Below are 18,931 nucleotides of genomic sequence, written 5' to 3'. Positions count from 1 at the left end.
TGCCTTTTTCCTTTCACTCTTCTGTCTTTATATATTTCGTCTTGCGATTGCCGCAGTCATCGCTGTCTCGATGCTTTTCCCGGCAATCAGTTCAAAATACTCGCAGTGTTTCTTACAATATGTCACCGCAGCACGCTCGCACACATTATCTATTCCTGTTATTTTTTTGACAAAAGAAGATGCAGATGAGACTTCTTCCACCTCGTTGAGCATTTCCGCCGAATATGTCAAAAACGGAACTTTATACTTTTCCGCCAGCGAAACAACGGCAGGTTCTTCTTTCTTTAGATCAATACTTACAAGCGCTTCAATCTGATTCATATCCAGATGATTCTTTTTCAAAATTTCTAAAAGACCTTTTTCTAAAAGTTCTTCTGAAATTCCTTTCCTGCATCCAAGTCCGACAATAATATTTTTCGGCTTTAAAAGAAGTGTATTTTCATCTATCGCAGGAAACGAATCTGCAAGAATGACCCGATACCGATACTTCATTACTTCTTCTATCGTATTACATATGCAAACTTCATCCGAAAACATCTCTTTTGAATTTTTTACGGCATTTTCTGCATGATCGCCTTGCGCATAAATTCCGATCAATTCGCCGTCAAGCACCGCTGCGGAAATTCTTTTTGCCGCCTCTCTGTCCGTAATATACAATGCATTTTTTTTTGCAAATACATCAGCCGCAAACTTTTTTCTCACATCTGTAGCAGTCGTATGCACACTGACAGCGCCTAGCAGATTTGCTATCTGATCCGCGAGCTCTGCCGCTCCTCCCACATGACCGGACAACAAAGGGATCACATACTGCCCGGCTTCATCCGCCACGACGACAGCCGAATCCGTAAATTTATCTTTCACATAAGGCGCAATATACCGAACTGCGATCCCTGCCGCACCGATAAATAAAAATGCCCACTTTCCCCAGCGTTCCCGAATCAAATCTTCCTTTTTTTTCGGAAGTTGCTTCACCCCGCCTTCTTCTCCCATAACATACTTTGCAGGGGCATATCCTTCACAGATATACCCCTGCATCTTTAATTTCCTATATATGTATCGATTCTGCTTCGTTCCTCTTTCTGTAAAACTGAATATGACTACTTTCGCAATACCGCCCGTCATCACAACCTCCCGATCTTCTGCCTGACTTTTATAAAATAGTACAGATGATTCTTTGCCGAACCTTTCGGCAGCTCTCTGTCAAGTATAGCATAATCGGAACAGACTGTTCAACTTCTCGTTATATAAGGTAACAAGTTCAGCCATACAGATGGCCGCCCGTTTATGAGTAAAACAGTGGCATCAGCCGCCATAAGCATGCAGTGCGGTTTTACGAATGACGCAGACTGAACTGTTACTATATGAGACTTTCCCTGAAAATATCGATAATTTCTGTTCGATCCAGTTTCTTGTACCCGGTATCGAATACGATCGTCACATCCGCAATCCCTTCTATCATCTCTTCTGTCACCCCAAGTTCTGACAGATTCATAACAAGCCCCAGCTCTTTCATCCAGCTTTCCATAGCTGCCAGACCTTCTTCCGCAATTTCCCGATCTTCTTTTTCCGAAGCATCCACGCCCCATACATTTACCGCAAACCGTTTGAATTTTTCAAGACCATACGGCATAATATGACGATAATACGGAAGTGAAACTGCCGCCAATGTCATCCCATGCGTCGCGTTTGTATATCCGCCTACTGCCTGTCCGAGCATATGAACCATCCAGTCTGTCGATTTTCCGCATGCGACAAGCGTGTTAAGCGCCCATGTTGCCGTCCACATAATATTGCTTCTCGCTTCATAATCCTGCGGGTCTTTATTTGCGATCTTACTTGAATGAATCAGAGAACGCATCAAGCCTTCACTGATATAATCGCTCGTATTATCATCTGTATCTGAAAAATATTGTTCGCAAATATGATTAAAAATATCATAAATTCCGGCAGTCATCTGATAATGTGGCAGTGTCATTGTAAAACGTGGATTCAAAATCGAAAATCTGGGCATAATCTTCTCATCTTCAAACACATGCCCGATCTTCTGCTTCGTCTTTTCGTTCGTAATAACCGATCCCGCATTCATCTCCGATCCTGTTCCAACCATAGTCAGAACACAGCCGACCGGAACGATCTCACAATCAGGCTCATCAAACCGCACAAAATATTTCTCCCACGGATCTTCCGTGCAGTTCACTGATACAGACACCGCCTTAGAATAATCACATACCGATCCGCCGCCTACCGCAAGCAGCAGATCTGCATTATGATTTCTGGCAATCTTAATTCCTTCATATAATTTTGCCAAAGTCGGATTCGGCATAACCCCGGCAATCTCAGCGATATTTTTTTCATTCTTTTTTAATATATTTATTACTTTATCATAGATTCCGTTTTCTTTAATAGAACCCGCACCGTAAACAAGTACAACATTTTTCCCGTATTTAGGAAGCTCCTCATTCAAAAAATCAAGGGAATCTTCTCCGAAATAAAGCTTCGTAGGATTGCAGTAAACAAAATTTCCGTTCATATCACATCGTCTCCTTTTCATTTATCTCATTATCTTCTCTTGATATCATACTCCTTTCCCCCTGCTTCATGTCAAGTGTTTCTTCCTGCATCCGGGGACTCTAACATCAGCCAGTTGCCCCGAAATTTCCTCATCAAATTCCAATACCAGGCTCCTGCCAGATCTAACTCTTGAACGAGTTTCCATTTTGCCTGAATACTTCTGACGTCTTCAAACCAGACAACATGATCCATGCCGCTTTTCTTATATGTAAACCACGGACTTTGGGCAGTCTGCGCATACCGGATCAACGCGCCGTTTTCAACAGCAAGATCCACTGCCTGCACATTTCCGATCGTCTGAGCCCTTGTAACTCCTCTCTCATAAGGAAGCTGCCAGTCATATCCATAGTTTGGTATCCCCAAAATCAATTTTTCCGCCGGGATCTGGCTAAGAGCATACTCGACAACTTGACGTACTTTATCAAGCGGTGCGACAGCCATCGGAGGTCCGTACGTATACCCCCACTCGTAAGTCATTAAAAAAACGTAATCCGCGTTCTCCCCGATCAGTCTGTAATCCGCCCCTTCTACAAGAAGCCCTCTCTGTTCGTTTGACACCTTCGGCGGAACTGCCACAGATACCGTATATCCTTCCGGTCTTAAAAGTTCTCTCATTTTCCCGATAAACGCAGCATACTGAACTTTATTTTCAGGCAAAACATATTCAAAATCAATATTGACTCCCGCAAAGCCCCGCCTTCTTACTTCAGCAGTCAACTGTTCCAAAAGCCTTTCCTGTACCTCGACATTTTCCGTAAGCACTTTTACAAGCTGATTATTAAAAGCTCCTTCCGAAAACGGCGTAAGAACCATGATCGGTTTTGCTCCGTGACGCCATGCGGTCTCTATCATCCAAAGATCGTCTTGCAAAGGCGGAACCAGATTCCCTTCAAATGTAAAACCATAAGAAAATACAAGAAGTTCTTTTAACGCAGGAAACGACTGTTCTAAAATTTCTTTATCTATAAAAGGATAAGCATATCCGCCGATCGTTTTCCCTTTTGCCAATTCAGGCTGTGTACTTTCCTCTGCCTGCCCCTCATCAACTTCCAACAAAAGAAGCGCCTGCCCGGGCACGATCTGATTTTTGTCTTTTAGCTGATTATCATAAACGATCTTCCAAACGGGCACGCCAAATTTTACCGCAATGCCGGACAACGTATCTCCTTTTTCCACAACATAGATCAATAATAAATCACCCCCGTAACAAAAGACTATGCTTTTGCCCGAGGGATTATACTTCTTTCTCTTTCTTCTTTTTCAAATTGCCTGCCCGTTTCTGCAAAAATTTTTCCAGAAGCGCATTGATCTCTCCGCCCAGCAATATAATGTACATACATCCATACAGCCAAAGCATGATCAAAATAATCGTCGTCAAACTTCCGTACATACTTGTAAAGCCTTTAAACACATCAAGGTATACCGAAAAAAAGAACGACAAAAGCAGCCATCCGCATGCCGTAAACACCGCTCCCGGAAGCTGTTTGCGAAGAGTTGTCTTTGCCATATTTCTCCTGTTCGGAAGAAAACGGTACACAAGATCCCAAAAAACAGTCAACACGACAAATGTAACAAACGTCCTGATCCGAATAATAAATTCGACAACTTTGCTTAAAAACGGAATGTGCTCATATATCATCACGCTGATCCTGTTTCCGAATACAGATAATACAAGGGAGCTTACGATAGCCAATAGGAATATAACTGTATAAAACGATGCTCTTATCCTCAGATAAAAATAATTACGCGTCTCCATATTCTCACAGATGCTGTTTAATCCCGATGTGACAGACAGAACGCCTTTCCCCGCTGACCAAAGCGCTACAACAATCGTAACCGGAACGATCGTTCCTGACTGAAAATATACTTGAGATACGATCGAACGTATCATGGGCGCAACACTTTCCGGAAATACTTTCAAAACCGCTGTCATAACTTCGCTCATCGTTATCGGCGTAAAGCGAACCATCGTCAAGAGAAGCAAAAATATGGGGATCAAAGACAGCACAAAAAAATAAGCCGCCTGTGCTGCATAAGCGCCTGTGTGATGAGAATTTATCGTTATAATAACTTTAAATATCTGACTTTTTATCTTTTCCCACTTTTTTTCATATTCACATCATAATTCCATTTAATTTCATTTGAATCACCGGAATCACCAAAGGCTCGTACCGGGATTGTAAACGGCTGCCAAGCTCCGGGGCAAACCCAAACTTCGACTTATCGCCATTGCAAAAAGCGGTCGTACAGGACGGCCGCCTTTATCTTTTGTAACTCCCCAAAATGCCGTTCCCTGTATTTTGAGTCCTAGCCACGGCTAGGTGGGCAACCGCATCTGCTTTTCTGTCGTCCACTGCTGTCGGAGGCCTGACATATTACAGAAATATAGGAATCCCGTTTAAACTAATGTAGGTTCAAAATAACAAGGTTATCGCACATCTCAGGTTATTTCTCTTTTAACTTACTGCTATTATACTCTACTTATACTATTTTTACAACCGCATATTTTTTCCATTCAAAAAATTCAGGCCATAACAGTTCAGCCCGCGCCATTCCTAAAACCGCGCTGCGTGCTTATCGCAGCTAACGTCAGCGGTTTACTCATGAACAGGCGCTTATATCATCCCGACCGCCTCGTTTACGCTTTTTACCCCGATGAGTCGAATTCCTTTGATATCTTTTACCATTTTCATGCACACCTGCGGAAGAATACACGTCTCGAATCCCAGCTTTTTCGCCTCTGCGACTCTTTGTTCGGGCATATTGACCGCGCGGACTTCTCCGCTTAGTCCGACTTCCCCGAACACGATCGTCTTTTCATCAACCGGGCGGTTTCTGTAACTTGAAACAAGCGCCATAACAATACCAAGATCGATCGCCGGCTCGTTCATTCTGATTCCTCCGGCGATATTGACATACGCATCCGAATTAGACAGCGCCATTCCGAGACGTTTTTCCAACACTGCCATAAGAAGATTCACTCTGTTATAATCCGTTCCGGCAGCCGTACGCCTCGGCATCCCGAAATTACTCCTGCATACAAGCGCCTGTATCTCGATCAAAATAGGCCGAGTTCCTTCCATAGAACATGCAACGACCGATCCCGCAGACTGTTCCGGTCTGCCGCTCAACATATATTCCGAAGGATTTTCCACTTCCTCAAGTCCGCTCTGCCGCATCTCAAACACGCCGATCTCATTCGTCGATCCGAAACGATTCTTCACAGCGCGTAAAATTCTGTAAGAAGCGTGTCTGTCTCCTTCAAAATAAAGCACTGTATCAACCATATGTTCCAAGACACGCGGACCTGCTACCGTTCCTTCTTTCGTCACATGTCCGACAATGAAAATCGGAATACATAATCCTTTTGCAAGCTGCATAAATACATTCGTCGATTCTCTTACTTGCGACACACTTCCGGGAGCGGATGAAACTTCTTCGCTGTACATCGTCTGAATAGAGTCAATGACAACAAGTTCGGGACGCTCTTTTTCAAGAATTCCTCTTATGATCTCCAGATTCGTCTCACATAAAAGAAACAATCCGTCCGCAAAGTTTCCCATACGGTTTGCCCTTAGTTTGATCTGCGTCTGCGATTCTTCTCCCGAAATGTATAAAACTTTCTTTTTATCGGCCAGAATCCTGCACACTTGAAGCAGCAAAGTAGACTTTCCGATACCGGGATCGCCGCCGACAAGCACAAGCGATCCCGGAACGATCCCTCCTCCGAGCACGCGGTCTAATTCTTTGATGCCTGTAGCGCACCGCACGTCATCTTCAGCCGTTACATCGTTAAGCGGGATCACTTTCGCTTCTCTGACAAGCTCGCGAACAGCTTTTGCTCCCTGTGTACTGCCTTTCGTCACACCGCTGCCGATCTTTTCCTCTACAAATGTATTCCACTCCCCGCATCCCGGACACTGACCGAGCCATTTTGCCTCTTCATGCCCGCAATTCTGACAGAAAAACACACTTTTCTTTCCTTTTGCCATTCATTCTCCTTCTCAAAATCAAACACTCATTAAACAATCAGATTTGACACATCCATCTTAAAAGACAGATTCTAAACGCCTCTCAGCATAAGATCTGCCTACAGACAAACGGGGTGGATATAGCATCCACCCCGAAATCAATTTAAGTATTTGTAAACTTTTCAGTTAATATATTAACATTTTACAACTCTCATTGTCGCTTCCTGTCCTTCTGAAAGTTCCACGCTGACACTGAGTTTTCCACTTAAATTCGTACGCATCTTTCCTGCGGACTCGCCGTCAATAAATACTTCATACTCACATTCCGGCTCTAATTCCAAAGTAAACTGAACGTCTCCCTTTGCGGAAACAGAAAACGCAACTTCTGAATCCGTCTCTTTAAAACCTTCCACTGCGCTTCCCGGAACAGATTCATAAACGAACATTCCGTTCCTCTCAAGTTTTGTAATTTCCGAAAAGGTTTTTACTTTATAAATATCACCTTCAAATTCATAATTATCTTTCTTCGTTTTTTCCGAAAGAGTGTAGTCTCCGAAACTGAGACTTCCGTCATTCTCCGCGCGCAATAATTCCTTCACTGCTGCCATCTTCATTTTCCTCCTAAGTATTTCACAATGTGATCACAGGATATGTTTTGTGTAAATCATTGTCTTTCGCATTCCTTTGACCTTTGTACCATTATAATATAAAATATTTGATTTTTCTACTCCTATAAACGATCTTCTTTCCGAATGAAGCGAATCTCTTTTTTCACAGTTCCCGCCTCAATGCAGTCTCCCCGCTTCACTTCTCCGTTCAGGATCGCTTCCGCAAGTTTGTCTTCCAATTCTGTCTGCAGAGCGCGGCGAAGAGGTCTTGCGCCATATTTTGCATCCGTTCCTTTTTCCGCAATAAGCGCTTTTGCCGACTCCCGTAAAGTCAGGCGGATATCCATCTGATCTTCGATCCTTTTTGTAAAATCCCGGCACATAAGCGTAACAATCTTTTTCATATGCGTTTTCTCGAGAGCATGGAATACGATGATCTCATCAATACGGTTTAAAAACTCCGGTCTAAAGATCTGTTTTACTTCATCCATCACGTTTTGTTTCATACGCTTATAATCGCCTGCAGGATCATCTTTTGCCGCAAATCCAAGCTTCTTAGGTTCTATGATCGCTTTTGCTCCCGCGTTTGATGTCATAATGATAACGGTATTGGAAAAATCTATCTTCCGCCCTTTGGAGTCCGTAATATGTCCGTCGTCCAATACTTGCAAAAGAATATTAAACACATCGGGATGCGCCTTTTCGATCTCATCAAACAAAAGTACCGAATAAGGATGTGTACGCACCTGATCGCTGAGCTGACCGCCTTCTTCATGTCCGACATATCCCGGCGGAGATCCGATCATTTTAGAGACGGAATGTTTCTCCATATATTCGGACATATCAACACGGATCATCGATTCTTCATTGCCGAACATCGCTTCGGCAAGCGCTTTCGACAACTCTGTTTTTCCGACGCCTGTAGGTCCTAAAAACAGAAACGAACCGATCGGGCGTTTCGGGTCTTTCAATCCTACACGCCCCCTCTTTACCGCACGGGCAACTGCTTTCACAGCTTCCTCCTGACCGATGACCCTCTGGTGGAGGACACTTTCCAGTTTCTTAAGACGATCCGTATCGCTTTCCGCAAGTTTTTGAACCGGGATCTTTGTCCATGCGGAAACAACTTCCGCTATATCTTCTTCTGTCACTTCCGGCTGAGAAGAAGATGTTTTTTTCTGAAAACGTTTTTTTAGCTGCTCCGATTTTTTCTCTGCCTCCTCCTGCTCTTTCTGTAAAAGCGAAGCCTCTTCAAAACAACCGTTTTTAATACTCTCTTCTTTTTGCTTTTCCAGTTCTTTCAGGCGAAGATCCAAAGCCGTCAGGTTTTCCGGTACTTTATATCCTTTCAGACTGACTTTTGAACATGACTCGTCAAGCACATCTATTGCTTTATCGGGAAGGTTACGATCCGTAATGTACCGCTCGGACATCGAAACTGCCGCTTCCAGCGCCTCGTCTCTAATCAGCACCTTATGATGCGATTCGTATCTTCCTTTCAACCCTTTCAATATCTCAAGACACTGTTCTTTCGAAGGTTCTTCTACCGATACCGGCTGAAAACGCCGCTCCAGAGCCGCATCTTTCTCGATATATTTCCGGTATTCCGTGATCGTCGTCGCTCCGATCAACTGAAGTTCCCCTCTTGCAAGAGACGGTTTTAAGATGCCGGATGCATCGATCGCCCCTTCTGCTCCTCCCGCTCCGATCATTGTGTGGATCTCGTCAAGAAACAAAATAATATTTCCGTTGGACTCTACTTCCGAGATCAGACCTTTCATACGTTCTTCAAATTCACCCCGGTATTTAGACCCTGCGATCATTCCCGGAAGATCAAGCGTATAAATCCGCTTATCTTTCATTTTTTCCGGAACAACGCCTGCCGCGATACGCTGCGCCAGACCTTCCACAACCGCCGTTTTTCCTACTCCCGGCTCTCCGATCAGACAGGGATTGTTTTTCGTCCTGCGGCTTAACACCTGCATAAGGCGATACATCTCCTCTTCCCTGCCTACAACGGGATCTTGTTTTCCCTCCTCTGCCCGAGCCGTCATATCTGTACAATACTGCTCGATCACAGAGCCGCTTCCTCTCGACTCGTCCTGAAGTTCATCCTGATAATCTTTCGGATCGACTCCCGATGCATTTAAAATATCTTTTAAAAGTTTTTGAAGGCTGATATTCAGCGTGATCAAAATTCTTGCGGCGACGCAGTCCACATCCCGTATCATCGACAAAAGCAAGTGCTCCGTTCCGACCTCGGCTGTACGGAGACGATGCGCTTCCTTCTCACTGTTCGCGAGGATATAGCGAAGCCTTGGACTTTCTTTCGGTTTCTGCGATGCGGGCATCTCCTCCCGGGGAGCGATCAGTTCATCCATAAGCTGCATGATCTTTTCTGTCTCAACGCCGTTTTGCGCAAGCACCTGTCCCGCAACCCCCGAAAACTCCTCCCGCAGTCCGAGAAGCAGATGTTCCGTACCTATGTAAGGATGCTTCATCTCCTTTGCTTTCTTCGCAGCATATCTGACTGCATTTGCCGCCTGTTTTGTATATGAAATATGCATAAGTTCCTCCTGTCGGTTATTTTGCTTTCAAATCTGCTAAAACAAATTATTCATAATCATCGAATATCTCATCTACCAGTTCATGCACTTCCTGCCTCGAAATATTTTTACAACAGCCTCTTGCAAGAACGATCTGAAGCTGTCTTTTCATCACCTGCAGTTCCTCTAACTTATCAATATCAAGAGAAATTACAGCTCCTCTTCGCTTGTCAAGACTGATATAGCCTTCCCGCTTCAGTACACTATATGCTTTGTTTACCGTGTGCATGTTGACGCCGATCGTATCCGCAAGACGCCGCACCGACGGAAGTGAATCTCCTTCATGAATGACCGATGTAGCGATCCCCATGATGATCTGATTACAAAGCTGAATATAAATCGCTTCATCACTGTTAAAATCAACTTCTATGATCATATCTTTCTCCTTTCGGAATTTGTTATATGTATAATAGCACAATCTTATAATTTTTCAAACTTTTAATTAAACTTTTTCTGATGGATTTTTCAAGCTTCTTAAGAGAACAAAAAAGAGCCTGATACCAGACCCTTTATGTTTTATCGGTGTTCCTATTTATTTCTGACAAATTCGCGGAAACTGCATACTGATCTTCGTTCCTCTTCCTTCTTCACTTTCCACACTGACCTTCGCCCCATGCAGAAGCGCTCCGTGCTTGACGATCGAAAGTCCGAGTCCCGTTCCTCCGCGCTCTTTTGAATGACTTTTATCGACTCGGTAAAACCGCTCAAATATGCGTTCCTGATGTTCTTTCGGAATTCCTATACCTGTATCTGACACACTGATTTTCGGTCCATTCAACGTATTTCCCGCCCAAACCGAAACTTTTCCGTTTTCATAGTTATATTTTACTGCATTTTCGCAGACATTATAAACCATTTCATCTAATATCTGCCGGATTCCATGATAATGAACAGATTCTCCCGAAAGTTCGATCCGAATATTTTTCTGTGCCGCCTGCGGCGAAAGACGACTGACAATCTCCCTCGTCAGTTCATACAGATCCACATCTTCTTTTTCCAATTCCACAGATTCTTCATCAAGCTTTGATAATTTAATAATATCTTCGATCAGGGTGATCAGTCTGCGCGCCTCTTTGTAGATGCGTTCCGAAAAACCGGAAATATCTTCCGGACGGACCAATCCGTTTTTCATGATTTCCGCATAGCCGGAAATCGACGTAAGCGGCGTTTTCAGTTCGTGAGATACATTTGCGGAAAACTCTTTCCTCATATTCGCAACCGCTTCTTTTTCTCTGTTCTGCCGGTCCATCGCCTCCAGCAAAGGACTTAATTCCTCATAAATATCACTGTCCAATGGACGTTCCAGATCAAGTTCATTGATCGGTTTGATCAATCGATTTGTCTGCCATCTTGCCAAAGCGAAAGCGAACAATATTGTCAGTACGGCAAGAATTCCCATCACCGGCATTAGACTGACTGCGGTACTTGCCAGATTATCAATCGACTTGGATACGCGCAGCACCGTTCCGTCGTTGAGAAGAAGAGCATAATAATACATATCCTTCCCTACCGTTTCTGACTTTCTTACGTCTGCCCCTTCTCCTTTAGAAAGAGCTTCTCTGACTTCTTTTCGGTTTCCGTGGTTTTTAAGGATGTCTGCATCTCTGCGTGAATCATAGAGAACCGTTCCGTCTGCTTTGATCTGCGTCACCCTTGTGCTTTCCACAACATTATCCATCTGTTTCATATAATCGCTGTCAGACAAATTGATCGCTTCACGAATATATGCCGCTTCCTGTTTTACTTCTGTCTGAAGCAGATTCATATTCCGATTATAAAGGATAACCGAAAGGATCACATAAGCAAGCACAAGAGTTACCGTCAAAATCACAGTCATGCTTTGCTGGATTTTTTTCTTTATACTCATGCGCTTCCTCCTATGCGATACCCGACTCCGCGTACTGTCTGAATGATTTCTCCCTTTTCACCCAGCTTTTGTCTAAGCGTCCTGATATGTACATCAACAGTTCTTGTTTCTCCGTCAAAATCATATCCCCATATTTCTGTAAGCAACTGATCTCTTGTCAAAACAATTCCTTCGTTTCTCATCAGCTTTTCAAGCAGTTCAAATTCTTTTAATGTAAGAGGTACTGTCCGTCCATCTACGGTCACTTCATGTTTCTTCACATCAATATGAACTCCTTGTATTTCCGGATTTTCCCTTTCCTGCGATCCTTTGCTTCTGCGAAGAACCGCCTTGATGCGGGAAACAAGCTCCATCATCCCAAACGGTTTTGTCACATAATCGTCCGCTCCCGAATCCAGACCGATCACTTTATCATATTCCGATCCTTTTGCAGTTACCATAATCACCGGAATACTTTTCGTCTTGGACGAACATTTTAATTTTTTTAATATCTCCAGACCGTCTTCTCCCGGAAGCATGATATCAAGCAAAATAAGCTCCGGCGTTTCAAACGCCAGAGCCTCCGTAAAGGCCGAACCATCCGCAAACCCTCTGGCTTTAAGCCCCGTTGTCTCCAATGTATATATGACCAGTTCTCTGATATTGTCGTCATCTTCCACGCAATATATCATTCTTCCAGTTCTCCTTTACTTGTTTTGTTCATTATTCCGCATGTATGATCGCATGATCCTTATGCACTCCCGTAATGGAAAATTCTACCCATTCGGCAATATTCGTCGCATGATCTCCGATACGTTCCAGATATTTTGTCACCATGATCAGATCAAAAATGCGTTTCCCGTTCTCGCCTTTTTCTTCTCTTATAAACTCGATCATCTCATCCCGCACTTCCTCGAAATACTGATCGATCTCATCGTCCGCCTTCATCACGCTGCGTGCAAGCTCTAAATCTTTCTCAACATATGCCGTGACGCTGGTGCGGACCATCTTGCTCACCTCAGATGCCATCGTACCGATTACATGGATCTCATCTGTAGCCGCAACTCCTTTTGACGACAAAATGATCTCTGCAATATCCGATGTCTGATCTCCGATACGTTCCATATCTGTGATCATTTTCAGAGCCGCAGAAATCCTGCGAAGATCCTTTGCCACGGGCTGCTGCTGAAGGAGAAGTTTCAGACAGAGACGTTCAATATCTTTTTCAATCTGATCAATCTCCTCATCCTCGGCAATGATCACTTTTGCCTGTTCAATGCTTCCGTCCTTCAATGCCTGCGTTGCTTTTGCAATCGCAGTCTCGCACAACTCGCCCATATGGGTAAGCTGCTCGTCCAATAAATGAAGCTGTCTGTCAAATCTGTTACGCATAGCTTAACCAAACCTCCCTGTGATATAGTCTTCCGTTCTTTTATCTGACGGTATTGAAAACAGTTTTTCTGTATTGTTGCATTCCACACTTCTCCGAGAAGGAAAAACGCCGTATTGGCAGACATGCGCACTGCCTGCTGCATATTATATGTAACTATGGCAATAGTATAATCTTTTTTCAGCTCCATCGCAAGCTCTTCAGTCTTTGATATGAAGACCGAAAAGAGAGCCGATGTCCGCTCGTCCTACGTTTTAGGCAAAATTTCCTCATCTCATTGTAAATACCGGATGTACGGCATATCATCTTTTCTTCATTTTCACAACATTACATTTTACCGCTGTGATATCATTGTATAAAAAACATGTAAAATCGACTAGCGCTTCATTGTTAAATCAAAGTAAAATTTATAAGATTAAAACCGCGCTCCCTTACAGGCAGGTTCATGACGGCCCGAAATCAAAGCAGTTTCTGAAGAAGCAGTTCCAGCCTTCCAGCCGCCTCTTTCGTATCTTCCGGCGACCCGAAAGTAGAGAAACGGAAATATCCCTCGCCGCACGCTCCAAACCCTTCTCCGGGCGTTCCCACTACCTGGATTTCATTAAGCAGGTAATCAAAAAACTCCCAGCTTCCCATTCCATTCGGGCATTTCATCCAAATATAAGGAGCGTTTTTCCCTCCGCAGTACCAGATGCCGAGCCGATCCAGTACTTCCGTCAGACATCTTCCATTCTTTTTATAGATTTGAATCCCCTCCCGAATCTGCCGCTGTCCTTCTTCCGTAAATACAGCCGAAGCTCCTTTTTGGATAAGATAAGATACACCGTTTGTTTTCGTCGTCCGGTTTCTTACCCACATCTGGTTCAGACTCATTCCGCCGCGAAACAGTTCTTTTGGAATGACTGTATATCCGCAGCGTGTTCCTGTAAAGCCCGCGGTCTTAGACAAAGAGCAAATTTCAATGGCACAGGTTCTCGCTTCCGGGATTTCAAAAATACTGTGGGGGATGTCATCTTCTTCAATAAATGCCTCATATGCGGCATCAAACAGGATGATGGCATTCATTTTGTTGGCATAATCCACCCATGCCTGTAATGCCTCCCGGTCAAATACAGCGCCGGTTGGATTATTCGGAGAGCAGATGTAGATCACGTCTGCCGCAATGTCCGGATCCGGCACAGGAACAAATCCGTTCTCTTCTCCCGCCGGAATATGGATAATCGTGTTTCCGGCAATCACGTTCGCATCCACATAAGCAGGATAAGCCGGTTCCATGATCAGCACTGTCTTTTCTTTTCCGAACAAATCCAAAATATCTCCCAGCTCATCACTTGCCCCGCTGGAGACAAAGACTTCCTCATGGCTTAATTTTACTCCTCTTTTTTGATAGTATGCCGCAATGGTTGTCCGAAGTTCCGTATCTCCGCATTCCGGCATATATCCATGAAAGGTTGTTTTATGAGCCTGATCTTCTACTGCCTCATGAAGTTTTTGGATAACGGCATCGCAAAGCGGCAGAGAAACGTCGCCAATTCCCATTCTATAGAGATGCGCTCCCGGATGTGCTTCCAGATAAGCTTTTGTTTTCTGGGCGATATTATAAAACAAATAAGATTCTTTTAAATTTTGATAATTCATATTTGGTATCATTCTGCAGTTCTCCTTTTTTTGTTTTTATGCGTAAAGAGGCGAAACACCTATGGTAATTTCTTCCAGCACGTCCAGAAGTACCTTTACGGTATCCAAAGAGGTAAACATCGTTACGTTGTTTTCGATGGCTGTCCTTCTGATCGCCAGTCCGTCTTCATAATGAACGCCGGATAAAATGGCTCTTGTGTTAATGACATAGCTTACATAGCCGGATCTTATCGCTTCCAGAATTTCGGTGCTGTTTTCACTAAGCTTTCTGCGGATACGAGTGCGAATCCCATGCGCTTTCAGAAACTCTCCGGTTCCGACTGTTGCCTCTATATTGAATCCCATTTCATAAAACCGTCGAATAAGAGGCAGCGCCTCTTCTTTATCTTCATCAGCCAGAGTTACCATGACCGTTCCGTAGTTCTGCATTTTCACACCGGAAGCGATTAAGGCTTTATACATGGCTCGAGGAAATTTTCGATCGTATCCTATGGCTTCTCCTGTTGATTTCATCTCAGGGGACAGATACGCATCCATTCCATTTAACTTAGCAAAAGAAAACGCGGGCGCTTTTACATACCAGAAACTCTTTTCTTCCGGATAACATGTGTCGATGCCCTGCTCTTTCAGGCTGATGCCAAGAATCACTCTTGTCGCAATATCCGCCAGAGAATAACCTGTGGCTTTTGATAAAAACGGAACGGTTCTGGATGAGCGTGGATTTACTTCTATAATATACACGTTTTCCTCCTGATCCACAATAAACTGAATATTAAACAATCCTCTGATTCCGATTCCAAGACCTAATCTTCTTGTATAATCCAGAATCACTTCTTTTACATGGTCTGAAATGCTGTAACTCGGATACACACTGATGGAATCGCCGGAATGTACGCCGGTTCTCTCCACCAGTTCCATGATGCCGGGCACAAATACATCCTGACCGTCGCAGATTCCGTCGATCTCCACTTCTTTTCCTCTGATATAATGATCCACTAATACCGGTTTTTCTTCATTGATCTCCACCGCCGTTTTCAGATATTGCCGCAGTTGTTCTTCTTTTGCCACGATCTGCATGGCTCTTCCGCCTAATACAAAGCTCGGACGTACCAGCACAGGATAGCCTATTGCAGCTGCCGCCTTTACACCATCTTCAATATTCGTTACAGCCTGACCTTTGGGCTGCGGAATAGAAAGCGCGGCCAAAAGCTTCTCAAAGGACTCCCTGTTCTCTGCCTTTTCGATCGCCTCGCAGTCTGTTCCGATGATCGTTACGCCTCTGGATTCCAGAGGCTCTGCCAGATTCACGGCAGTCTGCCCTCCCAGCGAGGCGATTACGCCATCCGGCCGCTCCAGTTCAATTACGTTCATCACGTCTTCGACACAGAGAGGTTCAAAATACAGCTTATCGGAAGTCGTATAATCCGTAGAAACTGTTTCCGGATTATTGTTGATCACAATGGCCTCATATCCGGCATTGCGTATTGTTTTTACGGCATGAACTGTCGAATAATCAAACTCTACGCCCTGACCGATTCGGATAGGACCTGATCCAAGCACCAGAATTTTTTTTCTGTCCTCTGCTATCGATTCGTTTTCTTCTTCGTAAGTAGAATAAAAATAAGGGACATAACTGTCAAATTCAGAAGCGCAGGTGTCGATCATTTTATAAACCGGGAACAGATGCATTTCTTTTCTAATGCGAAAGACAGTATCTTCGTCTGTATTCCAGAGCCATGCCACAGCGCGATCGGAAAATCCTCCTCTTTTTGCCTCATGCAGGACGTCCCTGTTCCATGGATTTGCTTTTAACATATTTTCCATTTCTATGATTTTCTTCATTTTTTCCAGGAAAAAGCCGTCAATCTTTGTTTCAAAAGCAATTTGCTGAACATTGCAGCCAAGTCTTAATAATTGTGCAACGGCAAAGATCCTGTCGTCCGTTCCTGCTTTTATATAGGAAAGAAGCTCTTCCCTTGTCTTTTCATCGAATTTCTCCATATATAGATGAAATACTCCCGTTTCCAGGGAACGGATCGCCTTTAACAGACTTTCTTCAAATGTTCGTCCAATGCTCATCACCTCTCCGGTCGCTTTCATCTGCGTGCCTAACTTTTGATTGGCATCTGCAAACTTATCAAACGGAAAACGAGGCATTTTCGTTACTACATAATCTAAGGCAGGCTCAAAGGAAGCAGGGGTGTTTACAAGGGGGATCTCGTCCAGAGTCATACCTACGCTGATTTTTGCAGACACTCTGGCAATGGGATATCCGCTTGCTTTTGACGCCAGTGCAGAAGAACGGGAAACACGTGGGTTCACTTCGATAACGTAGTACCGGAAAGAATGAGGATCCAGTGCGAACTGTACATTGCATCCCCCTTCCACCCTAAGAGCCCGGATCAGCCTTAGCGCACTGTCTCGCAGCATCTGGTATTCCTTATTCGTCAAGGTTTGGGATGGGCAGACTACGATCGAATCTCCTGTATGGATTCCTACCGGATCCAGATTTTCCATGTTGCACACCGTAATTGCCGTATCATTAGAATCACGAATGACTTCATATTCAATTTCTTTAAAACCTTTAATGCTTTTTTCAACCAATACCTGATGAACCGGCGACAAGGCAAGCGCATTATGAATAAGCCCCAGAAATTCCTGTTCATCGTCTGCAAACCCTCCCCCGGTTCCGCCCAGAGTAAAAGCCGGACGCAGAACTACCGGATAACCGATGGTCTTTGCCGCCTGAAGGGCTTCTTCTGCTGTATTGGCGACAAGGGACGGCAGTACCGGTTCTCCTAATTTTTCGCACAATTCTTTAAACAGTTCTCTGTCTTCTGCCTGCCGGATGCTTTCACTTCCAGTTCCAAGCAGTTCTGTCTGACATTCTTTCAAAACTCCTTTTTTCTCGAGCTGCATTGCAAGATTCAGTCCTGTCTGCCCTCCGATTCCGGGTACTATGGCGTCCGGACGCTCATGGCGGACGATTTTTGCCATATATTCCAATGTAAGAGGCTCCATATAAACTTTATCTGCAATGGCAGGGTCTGTCATTATAGTCGCCGGATTGGAATTGCACAGGATTACTTCATACCCCTCTTCTTTCAGCGCAAGACATGCCTGTGTTCCCGCATAATCAAATTCCGCTGCCTGTCCGATTACAATAGGACCAGAACCAATAACCAGTATTTTCTTTATATCAGTTCGCTTTGCCATGTTTGTTTTCCTCCATCATCTGTATAAATTGATCAAACAAATACCCGCTGTCCTGAGGTCCGGGAGCGCTTTCCGGATGATACTGGACGCTGAAAACATGATCTTTTCTGCAGGCAATTCCTTCTACTGTATGATCCAGCAGATTGATATGGGTCATCTCCAGATCGGTATTTTTCAGACTGGCATAATCTACAGCATAAGAATGATTCTGGGACGTGATTTCTATTTTCCCGGTTTTTAAGTTTTTTACCGGATGGTTTCCTCCCCGGTGTCCGAATTTCAACTTATAAGTCCCCGCGCCATAGGCAAGCCCGATCATCTGATGTCCAAGGCATATTCCAAATAATGGAAAGTTTCCTCTTATTTTCCGTACCAGTTCCAGAACCGGCTTTACATCCTTCGGATTGCCCGGTCCATTAGACAAAAAGACGCCGTCCGGGTTTTGTTTTTGAATTTCTTCATAAGAAGTGTTCCATGGATATACCATGACGCTGCAGCCTCTTGCATTTAAACTTCGTATAATATTTTCTTTTATTCCGCAATCAATGGCCGCCACAAGATAATTTTCCTGTTTGGCGGCACAGTATCTTATTTCTTTAGAACTGACCTTTTCTACGGCATCTTTCGGAATCTCAAATCCTGCCAGTTTTTTCAATCCTTCTTCCGGCGATGTCTGCGCATCTGTAAGCAGCGCCTTACAACTTCCGAAATCCCGGATCTTTCTTACCAGTTTTCTCGTATCAATGCCGTAAATACCGGGAATATGATACTGTTTCATCACCTCGTCCAGCGTGGCGGCGCTGCGGAAATTGGAAGGAATATCATTATAATCTCTCACGGCAAGCCCGCCGATGGAAGGTTGTTTTGTCTCAAAGTCTTCTTTTGCAATCCCGTAATTTCCGATCAACGGATATGCCATAACAACGGTCTGATATGTGTAGGATGGATCAGAAAGGATCTCCTGATACCCAACCGGCGCCGTATTAAATACTATTTCCGTTATTTTCTCTTCCTGACTGCCAAACCCATAGCCATAAAATTGACTTCCGTCTTCCAGAAGAAGCTTCTTATTCCATTTTTCCATT

At 44.1% G+C, this 18,931-nt stretch carries 14 protein-coding genes, 1 other RNA gene and 1 pseudogene; all 16 read right to left on the bottom strand.

All coding sequences use genetic code 11. The features are described from left to right. Positions 1–27: 27 nt before the first annotated feature. Positions 28–1,122, bottom strand: a complete 1,095-nt coding sequence (locus tag RUMTOR_RS01960) for a cobalt-precorrin 5A hydrolase (RefSeq protein WP_004845361.1) — start codon at positions 1,120–1,122, stop codon at positions 28–30. A gap of 235 nt (positions 1,123–1,357) precedes the next feature. Next, entirely contained in the window at positions 1,358–2,530 is a 1,173-nt protein-coding gene (locus RUMTOR_RS01955) for an iron-containing alcohol dehydrogenase (RefSeq protein ID WP_004845360.1), read from the bottom strand. 71 nt (positions 2,531–2,601) lie between these two features. Continuing rightward, positions 2,602–3,759: a glycosyl hydrolase family 18 protein gene (locus RUMTOR_RS01950; protein WP_009243166.1), complete on the bottom strand. Its 1,158-nt coding sequence runs from the start codon at positions 3,757–3,759 to the stop codon at positions 2,602–2,604. Between the two features lie 46 nt (positions 3,760–3,805). Next, on the bottom strand, positions 3,806–4,639 hold the full coding sequence (locus RUMTOR_RS01945; RefSeq protein WP_082241024.1) for a YihY/virulence factor BrkB family protein: 834 nt from the start codon (positions 4,637–4,639) through the stop codon (positions 3,806–3,808). A 203-nt stretch (positions 4,640–4,842) separates the two neighbouring features. Next, positions 4,843–5,021: non-coding RNA, 6S RNA (gene ssrS, locus RUMTOR_RS12625), on the bottom strand. A 165-nt stretch (positions 5,022–5,186) separates the two neighbouring features. Further along, on the bottom strand, positions 5,187–6,563 hold the full coding sequence (radA, locus tag RUMTOR_RS01940) for a DNA repair protein RadA (RefSeq protein ID WP_004845356.1): 1,377 nt from the start codon (positions 6,561–6,563) through the stop codon (positions 5,187–5,189). Between the two features lie 173 nt (positions 6,564–6,736). Beyond that, complete coding sequence (locus RUMTOR_RS01935) at positions 6,737–7,150, bottom strand: hypothetical protein (RefSeq protein WP_009243168.1); 414 nt, start codon at positions 7,148–7,150, stop codon at positions 6,737–6,739. Between the two features lie 122 nt (positions 7,151–7,272). Then, positions 7,273–9,717 (bottom strand): ATP-dependent Clp protease ATP-binding subunit, encoded by a 2,445-nt coding sequence (locus RUMTOR_RS01930; protein ID WP_004845354.1) that lies wholly within the window; start codon positions 9,715–9,717, stop codon positions 7,273–7,275. Between the two features lie 46 nt (positions 9,718–9,763). Continuing rightward, positions 9,764–10,132 carry a GntR family transcriptional regulator gene (locus RUMTOR_RS01925; RefSeq protein ID WP_004845353.1) on the bottom strand — a complete coding sequence of 123 codons (369 nt, stop codon included), beginning with the start codon at positions 10,130–10,132 and terminating at the stop codon, positions 9,764–9,766. Positions 10,133–10,288: 156 nt separating this feature from the next. After that, the gene (locus tag RUMTOR_RS01920; RefSeq protein WP_004845352.1) at positions 10,289–11,623 is read right to left on the bottom strand and encodes a sensor histidine kinase; all 1,335 of its coding nucleotides are present in this window, start codon (positions 11,621–11,623) and stop codon (positions 10,289–10,291) included. Next, a complete protein-coding gene (locus tag RUMTOR_RS01915; RefSeq protein WP_004845351.1) occupies positions 11,620–12,294 on the bottom strand; it encodes a winged helix-turn-helix domain-containing protein in 675 nt (224 codons plus the stop codon). Before RUMTOR_RS01915 ends, RUMTOR_RS01920 begins: the two co-directional genes overlap by 4 nt. 31 nt (positions 12,295–12,325) lie before the next feature. Continuing rightward, a complete protein-coding gene (gene phoU / locus RUMTOR_RS01910; RefSeq protein ID WP_004845350.1) occupies positions 12,326–12,994 on the bottom strand; it encodes a phosphate signaling complex protein PhoU in 669 nt (222 codons plus the stop codon). A gap of 3 nt (positions 12,995–12,997) precedes the next feature. Then, positions 12,998–13,239 (bottom strand): annotated as a pseudogene (gene pstB, locus RUMTOR_RS13870) (phosphate ABC transporter ATP-binding protein); the annotation flags it as partial. A gap of 212 nt (positions 13,240–13,451) precedes the next feature. Continuing rightward, a complete protein-coding gene (locus tag RUMTOR_RS01905; protein ID WP_004845349.1) occupies positions 13,452–14,642 on the bottom strand; it encodes an LL-diaminopimelate aminotransferase in 1,191 nt (396 codons plus the stop codon). 24 nt (positions 14,643–14,666) lie between these two features. Continuing rightward, the gene (gene carB / locus RUMTOR_RS01900) at positions 14,667–17,846 is read right to left on the bottom strand and encodes a carbamoyl-phosphate synthase large subunit (RefSeq protein ID WP_004845348.1); all 3,180 of its coding nucleotides are present in this window, start codon (positions 17,844–17,846) and stop codon (positions 14,667–14,669) included. Further along, on the bottom strand, positions 17,830–18,930 hold the full coding sequence (carA, locus tag RUMTOR_RS01895; protein ID WP_004845347.1) for a glutamine-hydrolyzing carbamoyl-phosphate synthase small subunit: 1,101 nt from the start codon (positions 18,928–18,930) through the stop codon (positions 17,830–17,832). The genes carB and carA overlap by 17 nt, the downstream gene beginning before the upstream one ends. Position 18,931 lies beyond the last annotated feature (1 nt).

The sequence above is a fragment of the [Ruminococcus] torques ATCC 27756 genome (assembly GCF_000153925.1).
Lineage (GTDB): Bacteria > Bacillota > Clostridia > Lachnospirales > Lachnospiraceae > Mediterraneibacter > Mediterraneibacter torques.
Note: the sequence above shows the minus strand (reverse complement) of the source record. Positions and strands in the feature narration are given on the sequence as shown.

What these genes read in the sequence shown, in the direction of transcription:
- RUMTOR_RS01960 (WP_004845361.1), bottom strand. Translation starts at nt 1,122, where the DNA reads ATGACGGGCGGTATTGCGAAAGTAGTCATATTCAGTTTTACAGAAAGA.
- RUMTOR_RS01955 (WP_004845360.1), bottom strand. Translation starts at nt 2,530, where the DNA reads ATGAACGGAAATTTTGTTTACTGCAATCCTACGAAGCTTTATTTCGGA.
- radA (WP_004845356.1), bottom strand. Translation starts at nt 6,563, where the DNA reads ATGGCAAAAGGAAAGAAAAGTGTGTTTTTCTGTCAGAATTGCGGGCAT.
- RUMTOR_RS01935 (WP_009243168.1), bottom strand. Translation starts at nt 7,150, where the DNA reads ATGGCAGCAGTGAAGGAATTATTGCGCGCGGAGAATGACGGAAGTCTC.
- RUMTOR_RS01930 (WP_004845354.1), bottom strand. Translation starts at nt 9,717, where the DNA reads ATGCATATTTCATATACAAAACAGGCGGCAAATGCAGTCAGATATGCT.
- RUMTOR_RS01925 (WP_004845353.1), bottom strand. Translation starts at nt 10,132, where the DNA reads ATGATCATAGAAGTTGATTTTAACAGTGATGAAGCGATTTATATTCAG.
- RUMTOR_RS01920 (WP_004845352.1), bottom strand. Translation starts at nt 11,623, where the DNA reads ATGAGTATAAAGAAAAAAATCCAGCAAAGCATGACTGTGATTTTGACG.
- RUMTOR_RS01915 (WP_004845351.1), bottom strand. Translation starts at nt 12,294, where the DNA reads ATGATATATTGCGTGGAAGATGACGACAATATCAGAGAACTGGTCATA.
- phoU (WP_004845350.1), bottom strand. Translation starts at nt 12,994, where the DNA reads ATGCGTAACAGATTTGACAGACAGCTTCATTTATTGGACGAGCAGCTT.
- RUMTOR_RS01905 (WP_004845349.1), bottom strand. Translation starts at nt 14,642, where the DNA reads ATGATACCAAATATGAATTATCAAAATTTAAAAGAATCTTATTTGTTT.
- carB (WP_004845348.1), bottom strand. Translation starts at nt 17,846, where the DNA reads ATGGCAAAGCGAACTGATATAAAGAAAATACTGGTTATTGGTTCTGGT.
- carA (WP_004845347.1), bottom strand. Translation starts at nt 18,930, where the DNA reads ATGGAAAAATGGAATAAGAAGCTTCTTCTGGAAGACGGAAGTCAATTT.